14 protein-coding genes are annotated in these 18,220 nt (G+C 56.2%); 6 read left to right on the top strand and 8 right to left on the bottom strand.

What is annotated here, in order from left to right; translation table 11 throughout:
* Positions 1–213: 213 nt before the first annotated feature.
* From gabT to nhaC, 8 genes are all read right to left on the bottom strand, one after another.
* Entirely contained in the window at positions 214–1,497 is a 1,284-nt protein-coding gene (gene gabT, locus ACFO5Q_RS08030) for a 4-aminobutyrate--2-oxoglutarate transaminase (protein WP_068152391.1), read from the bottom strand.
* A 1-nt stretch (position 1,498) separates the two neighbouring features.
* The gene (locus tag ACFO5Q_RS08025) at positions 1,499–2,923 is read right to left on the bottom strand and encodes an NAD-dependent succinate-semialdehyde dehydrogenase (RefSeq protein WP_068152393.1); all 1,425 of its coding nucleotides are present in this window, start codon (positions 2,921–2,923) and stop codon (positions 1,499–1,501) included.
* Positions 2,924–3,007: 84 nt separating this feature from the next.
* Positions 3,008–3,841 carry a helix-turn-helix transcriptional regulator gene (locus tag ACFO5Q_RS08020; RefSeq protein WP_068152396.1) on the bottom strand — a complete coding sequence of 278 codons (834 nt, stop codon included), beginning with the start codon at positions 3,839–3,841 and terminating at the stop codon, positions 3,008–3,010.
* Positions 3,842–3,896: 55 nt separating this feature from the next.
* Positions 3,897–5,225: an aspartate aminotransferase family protein gene (locus ACFO5Q_RS08015; RefSeq protein WP_068152398.1), complete on the bottom strand. Its 1,329-nt coding sequence runs from the start codon at positions 5,223–5,225 to the stop codon at positions 3,897–3,899.
* A gap of 66 nt (positions 5,226–5,291) precedes the next feature.
* Positions 5,292–6,563, bottom strand: a complete 1,272-nt coding sequence (locus tag ACFO5Q_RS08010; RefSeq protein WP_068152406.1) for an ArgE/DapE family deacylase — start codon at positions 6,561–6,563, stop codon at positions 5,292–5,294.
* A complete protein-coding gene (locus ACFO5Q_RS08005; RefSeq protein WP_068152407.1) occupies positions 6,564–7,208 on the bottom strand; it encodes a 3-oxoacid CoA-transferase subunit B in 645 nt (214 codons plus the stop codon). It lies immediately after the preceding gene.
* A complete protein-coding gene (locus ACFO5Q_RS08000) occupies positions 7,198–7,893 on the bottom strand; it encodes a CoA transferase subunit A (RefSeq protein WP_068152409.1) in 696 nt (231 codons plus the stop codon). The genes ACFO5Q_RS08005 and ACFO5Q_RS08000 overlap by 11 nt, the downstream gene beginning before the upstream one ends.
* Positions 7,894–7,917: 24 nt before the next feature.
* Positions 7,918–9,357 carry a Na+/H+ antiporter NhaC gene (gene nhaC, locus ACFO5Q_RS07995; RefSeq protein WP_068152410.1) on the bottom strand — a complete coding sequence of 480 codons (1,440 nt, stop codon included), beginning with the start codon at positions 9,355–9,357 and terminating at the stop codon, positions 7,918–7,920.
* Positions 9,358–9,497: 140 nt separating this feature from the next.
* On the opposite strand from nhaC, the gene ACFO5Q_RS07990 reads away from it, so the two are divergent.
* From ACFO5Q_RS07990 to ACFO5Q_RS07965, 6 genes are all read left to right on the top strand, one after another.
* Entirely contained in the window at positions 9,498–10,382 is an 885-nt protein-coding gene (locus ACFO5Q_RS07990) for a LysR family transcriptional regulator (RefSeq protein ID WP_068152413.1), read from the top strand.
* A gap of 149 nt (positions 10,383–10,531) precedes the next feature.
* Positions 10,532–11,152 carry a TetR/AcrR family transcriptional regulator gene (locus ACFO5Q_RS07985; RefSeq protein WP_068152416.1) on the top strand — a complete coding sequence of 207 codons (621 nt, stop codon included), beginning with the start codon at positions 10,532–10,534 and terminating at the stop codon, positions 11,150–11,152.
* Positions 11,153–11,260: 108 nt separating this feature from the next.
* Positions 11,261–13,645, top strand: a complete 2,385-nt coding sequence (locus ACFO5Q_RS07980; protein WP_068152419.1) for a TonB-dependent receptor — start codon at positions 11,261–11,263, stop codon at positions 13,643–13,645.
* A 95-nt stretch (positions 13,646–13,740) separates the two neighbouring features.
* Positions 13,741–15,288, top strand: coding sequence for a tetratricopeptide repeat-containing sulfotransferase family protein (locus tag ACFO5Q_RS07975; protein ID WP_156432064.1), 1,548 nt, complete (start codon positions 13,741–13,743; stop codon positions 15,286–15,288).
* Entirely contained in the window at positions 15,285–16,994 is a 1,710-nt protein-coding gene (locus tag ACFO5Q_RS07970; RefSeq protein ID WP_068152423.1) for a serine hydrolase family protein, read from the top strand. The genes ACFO5Q_RS07975 and ACFO5Q_RS07970 overlap by 4 nt, the downstream gene beginning before the upstream one ends.
* A complete protein-coding gene (locus tag ACFO5Q_RS07965; RefSeq protein ID WP_068152426.1) occupies positions 16,991–18,208 on the top strand; it encodes an MFS transporter in 1,218 nt (405 codons plus the stop codon). Before ACFO5Q_RS07970 ends, ACFO5Q_RS07965 begins: the two co-directional genes overlap by 4 nt.
* The last annotated feature ends 12 nt before the right edge of the window (positions 18,209–18,220 follow it).

Here is an 18,220-nt window from a genome sequence, read left to right as displayed (position 1 = left end):
CGTTTTGATCCGGTGTCGCCACAATCTTCCCCACCCCCTTTCGATGGCGGGCATATATCTCCAGATACCGCATGTGTCGGCGGCTTGCCTAAGCTGCCATCCCATTTGTCGCAAAGGGAAGTGCCGGCACATGCTCCCTTTCTTCCAAACAACAAAAACCCCGAACTACCTTGAGGGGCAGTCCGGGGCCAAGTGAGGGAACGCTAAGCTTGCCTATTTGGCAGCCAGGTTCTTGAGGGTAGTTGCGAGGATGTCCAAGCCTTCCTCCAGCACCGCGGTTGGTGCAGTCAGGGCTGGCAGGAAGCGGATCACATTGCCGCGGACACCGCAGCTCAGAAGGATCAGGCCGTTTTCGGCGGCTGCCTTCACAAGCGCGCCGGTCAGGGCCGCATCTGGCTTGTTGGCGTCGCCATCCTCAACCAGTTCCATGGCGATCATGGCGCCAAGATTGCGCACATTGCCGATCACATTCGGCAGTTCTGCCTGCAGTGAGGTCAGCCGTTTGTTGAACAGATCACCAATCTCATTCGCGCGGTCGCACAGGCCGTCTTGTTCGATGATTTCCATCACCTTGAGGCCTGCCACACAGCCAAGCGGGGAACCGCCATAAGTGCCGCCAAGGCCACCGGGTGCAGCCGCATCCATGACATGGGCCTTGCCCACAACGCCGCTGATCGGGAAGCCGCCAGCCATGGCTTTGGCCACAGTCATCAGGTCAGGCTCCACGCCGCTGTACTCAGTCGCGAACAGTTTGCCTGTGCGGGCAAAACCGGTCTGGATTTCGTCACAGATCAGCATGATGCCGTGTTCGTCACAAATGCTGCGCAGGCTTTGCATGAAGGATGGGCTGGCCGCATAGAAGCCGCCTTCGCCTTGCACAGGCTCAAGGATGATGGCCGCCACGCGGGATGGCTCGATATCCGCCTTGAAGAGGGCGTCGAGCGCGTTCAGGCTGTCTGCTTCGGTGATGCCGTGATACTCGATCGGGTAGGGCGCGTGGAACACGTCTGACGGGAACGGCCCGAAGCCGATCTTGTATGGTGCCACCTTGCCCGTAAGCGCCATGCCCATCATGGTGCGGCCATGGAAGCCGCCTTTGAAGGCGATGATGCCGGGGCGGCCAGTCGCTGCGCGCGCGATTTTCACCGCGTTTTCAACGGCTTCCGCGCCAGTTGTCAGGAAAATGGATTTCTTCGGCGTGTCGCCAGGCGCTGCCGCATTCAGCTTTTCCGCAAGCGCGATGTAGCTTTCATACGGGTTTACCTGGTAGCAGCTGTGTGAAAATTTATCGAGCTGGTCCTTGACCGCCTCAACAATACGCGGATCGCTGTGGCCGGTGTTGTTCACGGCGATGCCTGTGGCGAAATCGATATAGCGATTGCCTTCAACGTCCCACAGAACCGCGTTCTTGGCGTGCGAGGTGAAGCGGGCGTGCATGGTGCCAACGCCGCGGGCAACGGCGGCCTCGCGGCGCGCCCAAAGGTCTGCGTTACTCATATTAAAGGCCTCCTAACAGACAGTATTTGATTTCAAGATAGTCATCGATGCCGTAGCGCGACCCTTCGCGCCCCAGCCCGCTTTCCTTGACGCCGCCAAAGGGCGCCACTTCGGTTGAGATGATGCCTTCATTGATGCCCACCATGCCGTACTCCAGCGCTTCCATTACCCGGAACACGCGCCCGAGGTCGCGGGCATAGAAATAAGCGGCAAGGCCGTAAGGCGTGTCGTTGGCCTGTGCAACCACTTCAGCTTCGTCCGTGAAGCGATAAACAGGTGCCACCGGGCCGAAAATCTCGGCCTGGGTGATCGCCATGTCGTGGCGAACGTCCCGAAGCACGGTTGGGGCATAGAAGTTGTCGCCGGCATCGTGGCGCATGCCGCCGGTGACTGCTTTGGCTCCGGCTTCAACCGCGCCCTCAACAAGGCCGGTCACTTTCGTGACAGCAGCCGTATTGATCAGCGGCCCACAGGTAACGCCGTCATGGGCACCGTTACCCACCTTCAGCTTTTCCACAGCTGCGGCGAACTTCTCGACAAAGGCGTCATAAACGCCGTCCTGCACATAGAAGCGGTTCGCGCACACGCAGGTTTGCCCTGCATTGCGGTATTTGCTGACCATGGCACCGGCGACAGCGGCGTCGATATCGGCGTCATCAAATACGATGAAAGGTGCGTTGCCGCCCAGTTCCATCGAGGCTTTCTTGACCGTGCTGGCGCACTGCACCAGAAGCTGTTTGCCAACGGCGGTTGAGCCAGTGAAGGAAAACTTGCGGATGGTTGGGTGTGTGGTCAGGATTTCGCCAACCTTTTGCGGTTTTTCTGACGTCACGACCTGCAGCACATTCGCTGGAATGCCGGCTTCAAGTGCGAGCACTTCAAGCGCGATGGCAGACAGCGGCGTGCTTTCAGCAGGGCGCACAATCGCCGTGCAGCCTGCGGCCATTGCAGGCGCCACCTTGCGGGTGATCATCGCCACCGGGAAGTTCCAGGGCGTGATGGCGCTCACGACACCGATCGCCTGCTTGATCACCATGATCCGCTTGTTGGGCAGCGTTGCGGGCACCATGTCGCCGTATACGCGCTTTGCCTCTTCCGCAAACCACTGGATGAAGCTGGCCCCATAGGCCACTTCGCCGCGTGCTTCCGCCAGCGGCTTGCCGCATTCAGCAGTGATGATCTGTGCCAGGTCTTCCTGGTTCGTCATGATCAGGTCGTACCAGCGCATCAGCGCTGCGGCCCGTTCCTTGGCCAGGGCATCGCGCCATGCGGGCAGGGCGACTTCGGCGCGGTCAATCGCGGCCAGCACGTCTGCCTCATTCATGTCCGTCACGCTGGCGATCACATCGCCCGTGGCTGGGTTTGTCACTTCAAAACTTGTGGCCCCGCTTTCACGCAGCAGGGATTTGTTTTCTATATTCAGCATAGTCACCAGATACTCCCATGGAATTCTGGTGAGTGTCGCGCAAGTCGCGATTTTGGGAAATACCCCCTTGGGGGGATGGGTAGACTAAGGACCCAGGTAAGCCTTGAGCGGGTCCTCGCCGGACGCGGTGTCTGTACCCTCAAGGGCCGCAAGGAACAACGAGAACAGCTCGGCATGGGTGCCGATATCCAGCTTGGCATAAATGCGCTTGCGGTGGACCTTCACGGTTTCCATGGAGATATTCAGGCGGTCGGCGACAGACCGTGCAGGGTGGCCGTGCATCAGCATCTGCATGATTTCAAATTCGCGCGGGGTGAGGATGTCGCGGCCAAAAGCTCCAAGGGCAGACTGCAGTTCAGCATGCAGTCGCTTCCCCTTTTCGGTTTCCTTGTGGCCGCCACTGCAACGCGTGGCCAGTAGGCCGCATACAACGGGCGCGATCATGCGCATGTCTTCCAAGTCCTTTTGGGAAAAACGCGGGGCATCAATTGTGCGGGCGAGCGAAAGGGCAACTACATTGCCGTCTTTCAGGCGAGCCATGAAATTGACTTCGTCATTGAGGCCTGATTGCTGGTACCAGGCTTCGAAATACTCACTTTTGTGGAAGTCTGGCGGCGTGATTTCTTCAAGCCCCAACAGGCCGTCTTCCTTGAGGCTGAGCGCGGCCTGATAGAAGGGGTCCAGGATATAGAAGGCGGCGATATAGTCGTCGAAATTATTTTTGCGCCAGTTGTGGCCGGTGTCGTTATGCAGGAACACGGGGCTGCTGTCCGCCCGGTAGATCATCAGGATGACGCTATTTGACCGGAACAGTCCCTTGAGGTGGGCGACAAGTCCAGACAGCGCCTTATCATCATCGCTTTCGCGCAGAATGTCGCCAAGGCACTCATGCCAAAATGTCAGGGCTTTCCGGTCCATAAGTCGTGCACAGTTCCTCTGGTGATGTGGCATGGGGCGAACCCCATGCGCTAACCTAGAGCTGATTTATCGTTTGTGCGACTGACTTTTCAAGCTTTTCGACCATTTCATCCACTTGGGCTTCAGAAATGATGTAGGGCGGGGCCAGAATCACATGGTCGCCCTTGATGCCGTCGATGGTGCCGCCGTTGGGGTAACACATCAGGCCGTGTGTCATGGCCGTCTTTTGTAGTTTGGCCCAAAGCTGCTTTTCAGGTGGGAAGGGTTCCTTTGTTTCCCGGTCCACGACGAATTCGAGCGCCTGCATCAGGCCACGACCACGAATATCACCTACATGGGCATGCTGCCCGAAGCTTTCTTCAAGCCGGGCACGCAGGTAGGCGCCTTGCTTGGCGACATTGGCGATCAAATCCCGGTCGGCAATCTCCTGCTGCACCGCGAGGCCTGCCGCGCAATTGAGCGGGTGGTTCATATAGGTATGGCCATTCGCGATATAGCCGCGCCCGTCCTTTACGGCATTGATGATCTTTTCCGAGATCAGCAGCGCGCTGATCGGCTGGTATCCACCGCCCAGGCCCTTTGCCATAACCAGAAGGTCAGGCAGCACGCTGTCCTGCTCGCAGGCATGGCGCGTGCCGGTTCGGCCCATGCCGCAGAAGACCTCGTCAAGAATCAGCAGGACGCCATACTGGTCGCAAATTTCCCGGATGCGCTTGAAGTAAACGTCATCTGCGGCCACGCAGCCGTTGGTGGCCCCCACGACGGGCTCTGCGATGAAGGCCGCGACGTTTTCCTGCCCAAGTTCGAGGATCTTTGTTTCAAGCTCGTTGGCGACACGCAGGCTGTATGCTGCGGCTGTTTCGCCTTCGCGCCGCTCGCGGTAGGCATAGTGGGGCGCAATCAGGTGTGTGGGCGCAAACATGGGCGTATAAAGCTGCCGCCGCCCTATGTGCCCGCCAACATTGAGCGTACCCAGGGTCATGCCGTGATAGCTTTGCCTGCGGGCGATCATGATGGTGCGCGAGGGCTCGCCCCGGTCCACATGATATTGCCGCGCGATCTTGAGAGCGCCTTCAACCTGCTCCGATCCGCCGCATCCGAAGGTGGCGTATTTCAGGTCACCGGGTGCGCCTTTCGCCAGTACTGCGGCCAGTTCTTCGGTCGGGTCATTGGTATAGAAAACCGAACTTGCGAAGCACAGCTTTTCGGCCTGTTCCTTGATGGCGCTGATGACGCGCTCATTGCTGTGCCCAAGGCAAGAGACGCCCGCGCCTGAAGACCCATCCAGATATTTGTTGCCGTCAGCGTCAAAAACATAAATGCCTTCACCGCGAACTGCCTTGCGGTAAGTCTCCTTGAGAGAACGATGTGCCACAAAACTCATGCAGCTAACCTTTCAAAAACACGCGTCCCGATTTTCTTTTGGGCGCATTTGCTGAAAACACAGTATTCATGATTTTCCGATTTCACACCAGCGGCTGATAAAGAGCGCATAGGTCTTCAGCGTTTGGCGGATGGACTCGATGTCCACGCATTCATCCACACCGTGGATGCGTTGTGCCACGGGGCCATAACAGGTGCCTGCCGTCTTGTTATAGAAATGGAAGGCGCGAAGGTCGGTAGTGCAGGTGGCATAGAAGCGCTCGGGCTCGGCGTTTGTCAGCGCATGATGGCAGCTGGACAGAAGCTTGATGCCCGGGTCCTTGAGGTCAACCAAGTGCCCTTCCGAACGGAAGCCGTGGAAGCGCAGTTTGGGTTTCTTGCCCGCGAAGGCCGCAAGCTTGTTCGTCGCGCCTTCAATGCAGTCATTGACCATCTGCATGATTTCTGATGCCGCCATGCCCGGAGGGAAGCCAATGCGGGCTTCCATTTCGGCGTAGGAAGGCACACTTGATGCCCAGTTGCCACCGTTGAACTTGCCGATGTTCAGATTGAAGGGATGGTCAAACTCGTCATAGGGCGGCGTGCGGTATTTCTCATTAAGCTCGGCTTCAAGATATTGCAGGAAGGGGATCAGAAGCTGAAGTTTCTGGATCGCATTTTCGCCAGCTGACGTGTCCAGCACGTGCACAGGCGTGCCTTCAATTCCAACCTTGAACCACAACACACCCACTTGTCCCGCGAATATCTGCGGGCCGAATGGTTCCGGGATCAGAACAAAGTCACCATCATAGCCGCGCTCAAGGCAGGCCAGCGCGCCGTTGCCGGTGCATTCTTCCTCAACCACTGCCTGGATGGTCAGAGGAGACTGGATATCAAAGCCTGCGTGGCTGATGGCATGCACGGCATAAATCATTGCCGCCACACCCGACTGCATATCGCCGGAGCCGCGACCATAAAGCCAGCCGTCCTTCTCCCAGGGCTCATTCGGGGGTCGGGACCACATGCTGAACGGCGTTGCGTCCACCACATCCAGATGGCCGTTCAGCACCAGCGTTTTGCCGTCCGCGCCAGGGTTGAGGGGAGAGACCAGATTATATTTCTTGTCATAACCCCATTCAACAGGGGCGAACAGGGGATGCTTGCCAAGGCGCTTGACGTCGATCGGTACGCGCTGAACGGGCAGGTTCAGGTCTTTCATCTGGCGTTCGACAACATCCAGAACGCCTTCTTCCTGGTTCAATACGCCATACTGCTTGACCATATCCTTGGTGAAATCGATGACGCGCGGGAAGATGGTGTCGCAGCTCTCGAGGATTTTCTGTTCGGTTGCTGTGATCATTTAAAATCTCCCAATCTCTTCGCCCAGGATAAGGTCAGCATCTGTGGCCTGAACCACTTGTTCGATTGTCAGTCCGTCTGCGATTTCCTTGAGCAGCAGGCCTTCCCGCGTGACATCCATCACTGCCATATCTGTAATGATGCGGGTCACGCACTTTTCCGCGGTCAGTGGCAGGGTGCATTTCTTCAAAATCTTCGAGTTGCCGTGCTTGTCCTGGTGTGTGCACAAAATCAGGATGTTCCTGGTTTTTTGCGCCAGTTCCATGGCGCCACCGATGCCGGGCGAAAATTTTCCAGGGATTTTCCAGTTGGCCAGGTTGCCTTCCTGGTCCACCTCGAACGCGCCCATCACAGACAGGTCCAGTTTGGACCGGCGGATCATGGCAAACGACACAGCGCTATCGAAAAAGGCGGCGCCGGGACGTGAAGTGATATAGGTGCCGCCCGCATCAATCAGCGACGGGTTAGCGGTTTCGTGCGTGGCTTTGGCGCCCGAGCCCAGAATGCCGTTTTCAGAATGGATCATTACGTCCCGTTCGGGTGGCAGATGGTTCACCAGCATGGTTGGCAGACCAATGCCCAGATTGACGGTCTGGCCATCGCAGATTTCCTGCGCCGCGCGTGTCAAAATGCGATCAAGGCTCATAGCGTCCCTCCATCAGGCCATATTCGTTACCGCTTGTGTCAACCTTCACAACCGACGTGACAAAGGCGGAAGGCGTGTGCACCGTCTCGGGCACGATGGTGCCGGGTGTCACCAGGTTGGGGGTTTCTGCGATTACTACGTCAGCCGCCATAGCCATCAGTGGACAGAAGTTCATGGCCGTTGCCCGGTACTGGAGGTTGCCGAAAAGGTCAGCCTGGTGTGCGTGGATAAGGGCGACATCGGCGTAAAGCGCAGATTCTACCTTCACCTTGCGGCCCTGCCATTCGATCACGTCCTTGGGATTGGTGATTTCGCTATGAAGGCCGATATCGGTCAGGAACCCGAAGCTGCCAGACCCTGCGGTGCGGATTTTTTCCGCCAGGATGCCCTGCGGGAAGAAGGATACCTGCAGGCTGCCATCGTTCATCATTTCGACAATTTTCTTGTTCAGCCCGATGTGGGTGGTGATCAGCTTGTCAACCTGACCGGCTTCGATCAGGCGGCTGATGCCAAGACCTTGTTCGTTGGCGTCATTCTTGACCAGTGTAAGCCCTGTCTGACCCTGCCTTAACAGTTCATCCAGCAGGCTGAAAGGGGTACCGGGAGGGCCGAACCCGCCCACCATGACGGTCGCACCATTCGGTACCTGTGAAATCGCCTCTTCGATAGTTGCTTTCTTGCTCATTCGCGTAAAAACTCCAGGCGGTACTTATTCCGCGGGGACAGAGGAATAGGTTCTTTTGCTCTCGATATCGCCTTCGCGGAACATGCATGTGTTTGTAAGGGCAAACACAATTGTAACCGCAGGCACAATCAAGCCAAAGAAGGTGTAGGGCAGGTAGTCCAGCGTCGCGACGCCAAGTACCGACGTGTAGTAAACTCCGCCGAGCCCCCAAGGCACCAGCGGCGACGTGGCGGTGGCGGAATCCTCGCTGACGCGGGAACAAACCTGGGGCAGCAGTTTTTGCGCCCGATATACCGGCACCAGCATCCGGGCCGGAATGATAAGCGCCATGAACTGGCTGGCAGACAGAAGGTTTACGGCAAAGGATGAAAAGACGTGGGTGACCACCAGCCCGCCGGTGGAATGCACCAGGTGGCGGATTTTGGTCAGGATCACTTCCAGCATGCCGGTTTTTTCCATCACGCCGCCCATCGAAAGCGCAATGAAACCAAGCGACACGGTCCACATCATGTTCTGCAGTCCGCCACCCGACAGGATCTTATCCACTTCCGGGATGCCGACCGAAGATTCAAAGCCAAAGTTCATGAACACAAGCATCTGATCCAGTGTGTATCCCTGCAGGCCGGTAGCCAGTGCCATGCCCACAAGGGAGGCGATGATCATGACTGCGAGCCCGCTCATCTTCCGCATGATCAGCACCACGACCAGCACAGGCGGCAACAGCGTTATGGGATTAAGCGAAAAAGTGCCGGAGATGCCGTCCAGGATGGATTGTACCTTGGTGTCATTCACGATAGCGCTACTGTCGAACATGAGCCCCATTACCAGATAGATGACAAGTGCAATCAAAATGGCGGGCACAGTGGTGTAGATCATGCTCTTGATATGGTCGAACAGCTCCGCCTGCGCTACGGCTGATGCGAGATTGGTGGAGTCGGAAAGCGGCGACATCTTGTCCCCGAAGATAGAGCCGGAAATAACAGCGCCCGCTGTATATTCAGGGGGGATGCCAAGCCCCAGCCCAATGCCCATGAAGCCAACGCCGAAGGTTGCTGCTGTTGTCCAGCTGCTGCCGGTAGACAGTGAGCCGATGGAGCAGATCAGGGCGGCGGAAAACAGGAAATAATCGGGGTTCAGAAGCTTTATGCCGAAATAGATCAGCGCAGGGATGGTGCCGGCGGCTGTCCAGCTTGCGATCAGAAGCCCAACCATCATCAGGATCATCATCGGCAGCATTGCCATGTTGCAGCCATAAAGGATGGCGTTCTGGATTTCGTGCCAGCTGTATCCGCTTGCCATGGCGACAATGGTCGCGAAGGCCGTGACGATGATAAGGGTAACCTGCGTGGAGCCGGTGTTTCCCAGAACAAAAACCTGTACGCCAATGGCAACCAGGAGGAACAGCACAACGCTTACAGCACCAATAATGCCTACGCCTCTGCGGTGATTGTCTTCGGTTTCCATCGGGCCTCCTGAATTATGTATCTGCAGTGGTCGTCACCCCCCCCCGCGGCGACTCTGCCGGATATTGGGCATGAATATACACTTGAAGGGTAGGGTATAACAACATATGATAATTTTACATCATATCATGAGTATCTATTATGCCTGAGCTCAATCTTACGTCTCTCAAGTCTCTGACGATCTTCAAAACCCTGTATGAAACCGGGTCTGCCACCAAGGCCGCGAAAGCGCTTGGAATTACGCAGTCTGGCGTCAGCCGGTCGCTCGCGGTGCTGGAGGAAAATCTGGAGCTTTCGCTTTTCATTCGTGACAAGAACAGGCTGGTCGCCAAGCCTGAAGCAGAGGAGCTTTACAAGGCGATTCTGGGTCTGATGTTCAATCTGGATGAGCTGAAGCATAGCATTTTTGCGCTGAGGGAATTTGGCGTGTCGCGCATTCGCATTGCGTCAATTCCTGGGCTGGGTTTTGGTTTTGTCCCACGGTTGGTTGCCAGCATGCTCAAGGACAACGCCAAGCTGAACGTCTATTTCGATATTATGTCGACGCCTGAGGTGGTGCGCGGCGTGGAGGCCGGGCAATTCGATGTCGGCTTTGTCACCATGCCGATATCGAGCGAACAACTGCAGACCGACCGGATCGCACAGACAGAGGCTGTTTGCGTCATGCCACAAGGACATGCCCTTGCGTCAAAGAAAACGGTTTCTGTGGATGATCTGGCGGGCCAGCACATGATTTTTGCCAACCAGCCCAATATTGCTGCGGACAAGGTGCTGAAGCTGATTGAGGAAAGGCAGATCAGCCTGGCCGCTAAGACAGAGGCGAATATCGCCAGCATTTGCAGCCTGGTGGAAAACGGCGTGGGGCTGAGTGTGATGAACCCTATCACGGCAGCGGATTGTGTGGGGGAAGGTACGGTTATCAAGCCATTCAGCCCTAGTATCAGTTATTCGTTCGGGATGGTTTACCAGAAGCGCTGGCGCGACAATCAGATCATAAAATTGGTGCATGCCAACCTTGCTTCCTGAGAGGTGCGCAGGGCACTGGCGCCCCATGGTCCTGTTGGCAAGGCTGTCCTAATTGATGGTAACCCTATGTCCGTGGGTTGCAAAAATATTTTATGCAGCTATAAAAAAATATGTGAGTTAAGAATTTAAAAGAGGGACTGGAGAAAACCATGGTGGGGCTCAGGGAAAGACAGAAAGCGCAGCGCCGTGCACTTATTGAAAAGGCAGCAGCGGACCTGTTCGTTGAGAAAGGGTTTGCCGATACCACAATAGAAGAAATCGCCGAAAGGGCGATGGTGTCGGCTCCAACTGTCTATAATTACTATGGCACAAAGGGCGACCTGTTGCTGGCGCTGGTGGCGCGCGGCGAAGAAGGAATCGAAGAAGCGCAGGATGACTTCTCCAAGCAGACGGGAGATCATACGCCGTCTGAGTTGGTGGCCAAGGTTATCCATTCCAACGTCAACGATACTTTGTCGGCCTTGTCGCGCGAATTGTGGGGCCATGTGGTTGCGTTCGTGGCAACCGCGCCGGACCCAGAGGTAGCGCCGCGGTATCTTGAAACCATTGCAAGCGGGTTGGGGACAGCCATCGAAAGCGTACTGACCAAATATCAGGAACAGGGGAGACTGCGTGCTGGCGTTGATATGCATCAGCTTGCTTTTCTGCTGACGCGGATGGAACGCATTCATTTCCTTAACTTCGTTTATTTGAAGGAAATGACGGTGGAAGAGCTGCACAAGGCCATTGCGGTGGATGTGGCAATGATTGTGGGTGCTTACGAGATTTGAATAACTTTTAGTCAACTAAAAAAATAGTCATAGATAAAAAGATAGTTGACTATAAAAAATTAGCCTGCCATAAATTTGTCAAATGACATCGAAATGGGAGGAATAGCCATGAAGGCTATGGGTACAGTTTCAACATTCGCTTTGCTTTCAACCACAGCCCTGTCCGCAATTGTTGCTCCGGTGGCAACTGCACAGGATACGGCGGCTGAAGAGCTTAATTTTGAGGAAATCATGGTTACGGCGACCCGTCGTAGCCAGTCGGTTCAGGATATCCCCTACAATATCTCTGCGGTTTCTGGCGCTGCTATTGACGCTGCCAAGGTAATTGATGCCTCTGAACTGCTGCGCAACATTCCTGGCGTGGCCGTCAGCGACAAGGGCGCGCGGAACGCGGGCCAGGTGAACGGCATCCGTATCCGTGGCCTGAGCGTGGATAGCGCCAACCGCTCTGACGTACCTGTAACCAGCGCGCCAACGGTTGCCACCTACATCAACGACACGCCGGTGTTCGGCAACATGATGATGAGCGACCTTGAGCGCGTTGAGGTGCTGCGCGGCCCGCAGGGTACGCTCTATGGTTCCGGCTCGCTTGGGGGCGCGGTTCGCTATATCACGAACAAGCCGGTTTTGGGCGAATTCGAAGGGTCTGTTGGCGGTACGCTGACGACCACAGCAGGCTCCAGTAGCCTAAGCTGGAGCGGCGAAGCCATCGCCAACATCCCGCTTGGTGACACGCTGGCGCTTCGCGTGGTGGGCAGCAAGATCGATGCTGCCGGTATTATCGACTATGTGAATGTCTATGAACTGGATGCGAACGGTGCGCCTGTGGTGCCTGGTGATGTTACTGACACCGATGCGGTCTTCACGTCGGTCAAGGATGCCGACACGGTGGATATCGACTTCTTGCGTGTCAGCGCGCTGTTTGCGCCAAGCGATGCCTTTGATGCAGTGCTTACATACACGCGTCAAAGTGACGAAGTGGGGGCTCGCCGTGGCTCCGCAGAGGGTTTCCTGGACGGTTTTGGTGATGAGTATGGTCGCTATGAAGCCGGGTCTGTGCAACTAGAGCCTTCCCACTCGGATCTCGAACTTGCAAGCCTTGAAATGAACATAGATCTCGGCTTCGCGACCCTCACTTCGTCAACCTCCTACTATGAGCGCGATGGCCGTTCCGTCAGCGAGAACACGGGCTTCTATGCCCAGAAAAACTGGCTGTCGGGCTTCTATTATAACTCGCCGCGTCCTCTGGCGCGGGCTGACCGCGGTTATTCCGACGAAGCCTTTATCCAGGAAGCGCGCCTAGTGTCCCAAAGCGACGGACCGTTCAACTGGGTTGCGGGCATCTATTATCACGATCAGGAACAGACCGCTGACCAGATCTCAACGCTGGCGGGCTACAAGGCCTGGGCGTCCACAGTTTTCGGCTGGATGTCTGATGGCTATGGCTACTCCGACATCGATAATGATTTCGATTTCGACAGTGTAACCAAGATCAAGGAAACCGCTCTCTTTGGTGAAGCCACCTATGATGTTTCAGACAGGCTGAGCCTGACTGCCGGCATCCGCTATTTCGATAGCAAGGTCACGGCTGATGCCACCGTTGACCTGCCTTTCTGGAACTCGCTGTTCCCGGCTGCCGTGATCGAGGGCGAGACATCCGGCAAAAAGGATGCGCTGTTTAAATTCAACATGTCCTATGACGTGAACGACGACACCATGATCTATGCAACGGTGTCGGAAGGCTACCGCCGCGGTGGTGCGACAGCTGTTCCGCTCACGGGCAACTTCGCCGAAGATCCAAGATGGCTCTCCTACGGGTCTGACACGACCCGTAACTATGAGATTGGTATCAAGGGTGCGACCAATGATATCCGCTATACAGTCAGCGGCTTCTATGTGGATTGGTCCAACCCGCAGATCAACACTGCGACCAGTAACTGGGGCTTCTTCACTGTTGCAAACGGCGACAGCGCCCGCTCGATCGGGATTGAAGCCGAAGTTGAAGGCTATATCGGCAACGCGCTGCACTATAACCTTGGATACGCCTTCTCTGATGCCAAGCTGACGAGCGACTTCCTGTCGCCGACCGGCAGCCTGATTGCCGAAGATGGCAACCGTCTCACCGGCGTGCCCAAGCATATGCTGAACATCGCGTTTGATTACACCACAGATATCACCAGTGATATTGTGATGGTGGCACGGGTGAATGGCTATGTTCAAAGCAACAGCCAGAACTATATCAACAATGATAGTGAAACCCTGGGCGCAACGCTTGATGGCTTCTCCATCTGGGGCGCGGGCCTGACCTTCACCAAGGGTGATGTTGATGTGACGCTGTTCGCCAAGAACATCTTCAACAACCGCGGCGTTACCGCGGTGTATGGCGAAGCCTACATGGGTACAGACGCAAGCCAGAACTATCTGGGGAGTGGCGCCAAGAGCGAGATCACGCTGCCACGCACCTTCGGCCTTGCGGTCAGATACAACTTCTAAAGCCTCAAGTGGGAAGGGGCTTCCCTTCCCACCCTCAATTGCCGCATGCTTGGGCGCAATATGTGTCCAGGCAGCGGAGAGAGCCCGTGGAAATCATGACCGCACTTCAACAAATAGATGCCCTGATGAAGGAGCGCCGTCTGGCTGAGGCCGGAGACCTGGCAAGCCTTCTGGCAGAGACGCATCCAGCCAACCCCGACGGGTGGCGTCGGTTGGGGCGGGTTCAGGAAGCTTCGGGGGATTTTGACGGTATGTTGGTCAGTTTCCAGAAGGTAACTGAGCTGGCAGGCGATGATCTCCACGCACACCTCAAGGTCGCCCAGGCACTGATCCAGAAGGGCGATCTTGAAGCCGCGACCGCAGAGCTGAACCGGCTTCGTGTCCTGGCGTGGGACGATAGCTATCTTCTGCTGCATGTTGGCCAGCTTTACACACATCTCGCGATTTATGATCTGGCCTATGAATGTTTCGCGCGCTCGGTCGAGCTTGCGCCCACGGATGCCCAAGCCCTCTATAACCTAGCCACGGCGGCTACGGCAGTGGGCAGGCTTGAGGAAGCGCTGGCGCTTTTCGATCAGGTGATCAGCCTGAAGCCAGACGATTATGACGCCTACTATAACCGCGCCACGCTCAGAAAATGGACGCGGCAGGAAAATCATATTGCCGAAATGGAAGGCCTTCTGAAATCCGGTGTGCCCGATATGAAAGGCGCTGTGCAGCTTTTCTATGCGCTGTCGAAGGAATATGAGGATCTTGGCGAACCCGGCCCCAGTTTCGCGCACCTTAGGCGCGGTGCGGACCTGCGCGCATCCATGATGGCCTATCATGTCAGTACTGACACAGATGCGATGGCGGATATCGAACGCGTTTTCGGCGCAGACTTCTTCGAAGCTGGTGTGGCGCGGTCCGATGAACCTGGCCCCATCTTTATTGTTGGGCTGCCGCGCACGGGCACAACGCTGGTGGACCGGATTTTAAGTTCGCACTCAAGCGTTGCCAGCCTTGGTGAAATCCACGACTTCGCACAGTCTCTGATGCGGCATGCGGGCGCGGCCAAGAACAAAACAGATCTGATAGAAAAATCAGCAGAGCTGGATTTCAAAGCCTTGGGTGACGCTTATCTTGCGAGTACCGCAGCCCGCGGTCAGCCCGAAGCCTTCCTGGTGGACAAGACACCGGCGAATTTCCTTTATCTCGGCTTGATCGCACGGGCGCTGCCAAACGCGCGGATCATTCACCTGACGCGGAACCCGATGGACAGCTGTTTCGCCATTTATAAAACGCTGTTCCGCCTTGGCTATCCCTATAGTTACCGCCTTGAAGACCTGGCGGACTATTATGTGGCCTACCATAAGCTGATGGTGCATTGGCACACGATGATGCCGGGGCGCATTCTGGATATTTCCTATGAAGGGCTCATCGCGGATACCGAAGGACATGTTCGGGCAATGCTGGACCATTGCGGCTTGCCGTTCGAAGAGGCCTGCCTGTCGTTTCACAAAAACACAAGCGCTTCTGCAACCGCGAGTGCCGCTCAGGTGCGACAACCGATTTATGCGTCGTCTATCGGGCGCTGGAAAGACCATGCCGAGGGGCTTGCTCCCCTCAAAGCACGTCTTGAGGCTCACGGAGTTGCTTTGTGAGGATAGGCAAAGTCATATCGCTTTCTGTTGCAGCCTTTCTGGGCTTCGTGGGGCTGACATCATGTGCTGCCCAAAGCGACATTAATAGCCTTTTTGGCGGTGCTGCTTTTACCAAACCGCTGGATTATTCAGCATTCGCGCCGCCGGAAGGCGCGCGACCCACGAACCAACTGATTGACGGGCACCTGACCTTTAAAGGAGGGCAGGTGGCCAGCGGTTTTGAAGTGCTGCACGACCCAGACGGGATAACGGGCAACGCTAAAAACCGTGTCAGAAGATTGCCAGCAATGGACATCTGGCTGGTGCAATCTGGTGATGCCATCGTGCCTGTGGTTCGCGGCATCATCAAGTCGCCGCACCCATATTTTGACTTGGTCTTTTCACCCGGTGCGGTGTGGCAGGATGATAGCGACTACAGTCGAATCTCACTGCCCATGGCGTTTATGGAAAAGAATGCCAACTGCATCCATAACGGTGTGCTTACAGCGCGTATCAGTGGCACGGGGCAGCTGTCGAAAGTGCTGCTGCAGGTGGCAAGTGAAACTTGCGGCTATTTAAAATTCAACATGTGGGGCAGCTATGATGCTGCTTGGCAAGGTGTGCCTCCCGCTGGCGCTGATACGGTACGTGAAGCGTATGAAGAAGAAGTCGCGAACAGGATGCCTGTGGCTCCTCTATCCAGGCTTGAAGGTACGGATGCGACCGTGTTTGCCCAAGCAGGCACCATCGATCCTACGGATATGACCGCCTACGGCGTTGTGCATGAAGACACGCATTATGTAGGCGGCTGCGACACGCGCTTTGGAACCTATCCTTATTGCGACAGCATGGTATTGCCGTCCTATTCCTTGGCCAAATCGCTTGCGGGCGGGATTGGCCTGATGCGGCTTGAGAAGCTGTATCCCGGTGCTAGGCATGCCCTGATGCGCCACCATGTTCCGCAGTGCGATAGCCGCCGTTGGCACGGCGTGAGGCTTGAGCATCTCGCCGATATGACAACAGGTAATTACGTCAGCCCGGACGCGCATGTGGACGAGGGATCAAACGGCTATCTGCCTTTCTTCCTTGTGACCACGTCGGCCGAAAAGACCGAGTTTTCCTGCAGCTACTTCCCGCGCAAACGTCGGCCCGGCGAGGCCTGGGTTTATCACACGTCGGATACCTATCTTTTGGGCGTGGCCATGAACGGATTTCTGGGAAAACGTCGCGGGCAGGGCGCGGATTATTATGATGATCTGGTGGCGCCGCTATGGCAGGCCCTTGACCTGGGGCCGCTTACAAAAGAAATCAGGCGTACAGTACGCGCTAACCCTGAGCCCTTCAGCGGTTATGGCATGCTATTTTACAGGGATGATATCGCGCGCCTTGCCACAGCCCTCGCCGGGCGTGACCAGCGCCTTGAAGATGCCCTCGATGCTGACCTTCTTGATGGCGCCATGCAGCGCAACCCGATGGACCGAGGCCTTGAGGCAGGCAGTAGCACGCTTCGCTACAATAACGCCTTCTGGGGCTGGAACGCCAAGGACACGCTTGGCTGCGCAGACGATGCGTGGCTGCCCTTCTTTTCAGGCTATGGCGGCATTACGGTGGTGATGCTGCCCGGAGGCAGCGTCTATTATTATTTCAGTGACGGTTACAACTTTACTTTCTCTGAACCTGTCAAAGAGTTGGCCAAGGTCAGCCAAGTATGTGGAGTAACCGAATGATTGATACCGGCAACAAGACGCGTTTTCCTGTAGCGGCACCTGACGGCCATATTGCGAGCGTGCTGCTGGCCTTCCTGACCACTGCCGGCCTCTTTTATGTGAATATCATGCCGGCGCTGGTGAGCGGTCTTGTTGAAGGGCTTGGTTTTTCGAAACAGGCGGCAGGGCATGTGGCATCTGCAAATGTTTACGGTGCAGCGCTCGGTGCGTTTGGGTCTGTTTTCGCCATCAAGCATTTTCACTGGCGTCCAACCGCGATCACCGCGCTTTTGATGTTGATCGGGCTGGATATCCTGTCCAGTACAATGACAGACTCCACCATCCTGATTGGGGCTCGTTTCATTCATGGCAGCACGGGCGGCTTTCTGGTCGGTATCGGCTTTTCCGTGATCGCCCGGACGCGTGTGCCTGATCGCAGCTTCGGCATGCTGCTTATCGTTCAATACGGGTTGGGTGGCGTGGGATTGATGTTCCTGCCGAAGCTGGTGCCTCTGTACGGGACACAGGTTCTGTTTTATGCGCTGATTGCCTTCAGCCTGGTCACGCTTTTGATGGTGCCCTTCATGGGCACCTATGCGCCAAAGCCGAAAACTGCGCTTTCGAACGACAGCGGCAGCGAGGACAAGGTCTATCTCAAGCCGCTGCTGATGGGGCTTTTTGCGGTCTTCTTTTTTCAGGCGGCAAACATGGGCCTTGCGGCCTATGTCATCGAACTGGGCAAAAGCTATTCGCTGGCGACATCTGACATTTCCACAACATTGGGTATCGCAAACTGGATCGCAGTTGGTGGTGCAGCGCTTGTCTATGTTGTGGGGATCAAGTTTGGTCGCCTGCTGCCGCTGATGGGCGGCATGGTTGTGACGGTTTTGGGCATGTTGATGTTCAAGCTGTCGGCAAGCGAAAGCATGTTCTTCTTAGCCAATGTTATTACGGGCATTACCTGGGCCTTCCTCATTCCTTATCTGCTGGGCATGTGCTCGGCATTCGATGGGCATGGCCGAATGGCAGCGCTTTCGGGCTTTTTCTCCAAGATGGGGTTGGCGTCCGGCCCATTCATCGCCGCGCAGGTGGTGGGGGAAGGCAACTATGACTTGATTATCAATCTGGCCGTTTCCGGCATTGTCCTTTGTACGCTGGCAGCGTTTTTGCCTGCCCGGTTGCTGGACGAAAAGGAAACAGCCCAAAAGGCGCCGGACCAGGGTGTATTAGAGTAGGGAAGGGAACCA

The organism is Kordiimonas lipolytica, from assembly GCF_042651265.1.
Lineage (GTDB): Bacteria > Pseudomonadota > Alphaproteobacteria > Sphingomonadales > Kordiimonadaceae > Kordiimonas > Kordiimonas lipolytica.
This window is presented reverse-complemented; position numbering and strand designations above follow the sequence as displayed.

What these genes read in the sequence shown, in the direction of transcription:
- ACFO5Q_RS08005 (WP_068152407.1), bottom strand. Translation starts at nt 7,208, where the DNA reads ATGAGCCTTGATCGCATTTTGACACGCGCGGCGCAGGAAATCTGCGAT.
- ACFO5Q_RS08015 (WP_068152398.1), bottom strand. Translation starts at nt 5,225, where the DNA reads ATGAGTTTTGTGGCACATCGTTCTCTCAAGGAGACTTACCGCAAGGCA.
- ACFO5Q_RS07985 (WP_068152416.1), top strand. Translation starts at nt 10,532, where the DNA reads ATGGTGGGGCTCAGGGAAAGACAGAAAGCGCAGCGCCGTGCACTTATT.
- ACFO5Q_RS08000 (WP_068152409.1), bottom strand. Translation starts at nt 7,893, where the DNA reads ATGAGCAAGAAAGCAACTATCGAAGAGGCGATTTCACAGGTACCGAAT.
- nhaC (WP_068152410.1), bottom strand. Translation starts at nt 9,357, where the DNA reads ATGGAAACCGAAGACAATCACCGCAGAGGCGTAGGCATTATTGGTGCT.
- ACFO5Q_RS08025 (WP_068152393.1), bottom strand. Translation starts at nt 2,923, where the DNA reads ATGCTGAATATAGAAAACAAATCCCTGCTGCGTGAAAGCGGGGCCACA.
- ACFO5Q_RS07990 (WP_068152413.1), top strand. Translation starts at nt 9,498, where the DNA reads ATGCCTGAGCTCAATCTTACGTCTCTCAAGTCTCTGACGATCTTCAAA.
- ACFO5Q_RS07980 (WP_068152419.1), top strand. Translation starts at nt 11,261, where the DNA reads ATGAAGGCTATGGGTACAGTTTCAACATTCGCTTTGCTTTCAACCACA.
- gabT (WP_068152391.1), bottom strand. Translation starts at nt 1,497, where the DNA reads ATGAGTAACGCAGACCTTTGGGCGCGCCGCGAGGCCGCCGTTGCCCGC.
- ACFO5Q_RS07975 (WP_156432064.1), top strand. Translation starts at nt 13,741, where the DNA reads ATGACCGCACTTCAACAAATAGATGCCCTGATGAAGGAGCGCCGTCTG.
- ACFO5Q_RS08010 (WP_068152406.1), bottom strand. Translation starts at nt 6,563, where the DNA reads ATGATCACAGCAACCGAACAGAAAATCCTCGAGAGCTGCGACACCATC.
- ACFO5Q_RS08020 (WP_068152396.1), bottom strand. Translation starts at nt 3,841, where the DNA reads ATGGACCGGAAAGCCCTGACATTTTGGCATGAGTGCCTTGGCGACATT.
- ACFO5Q_RS07965 (WP_068152426.1), top strand. Translation starts at nt 16,991, where the DNA reads ATGATTGATACCGGCAACAAGACGCGTTTTCCTGTAGCGGCACCTGAC.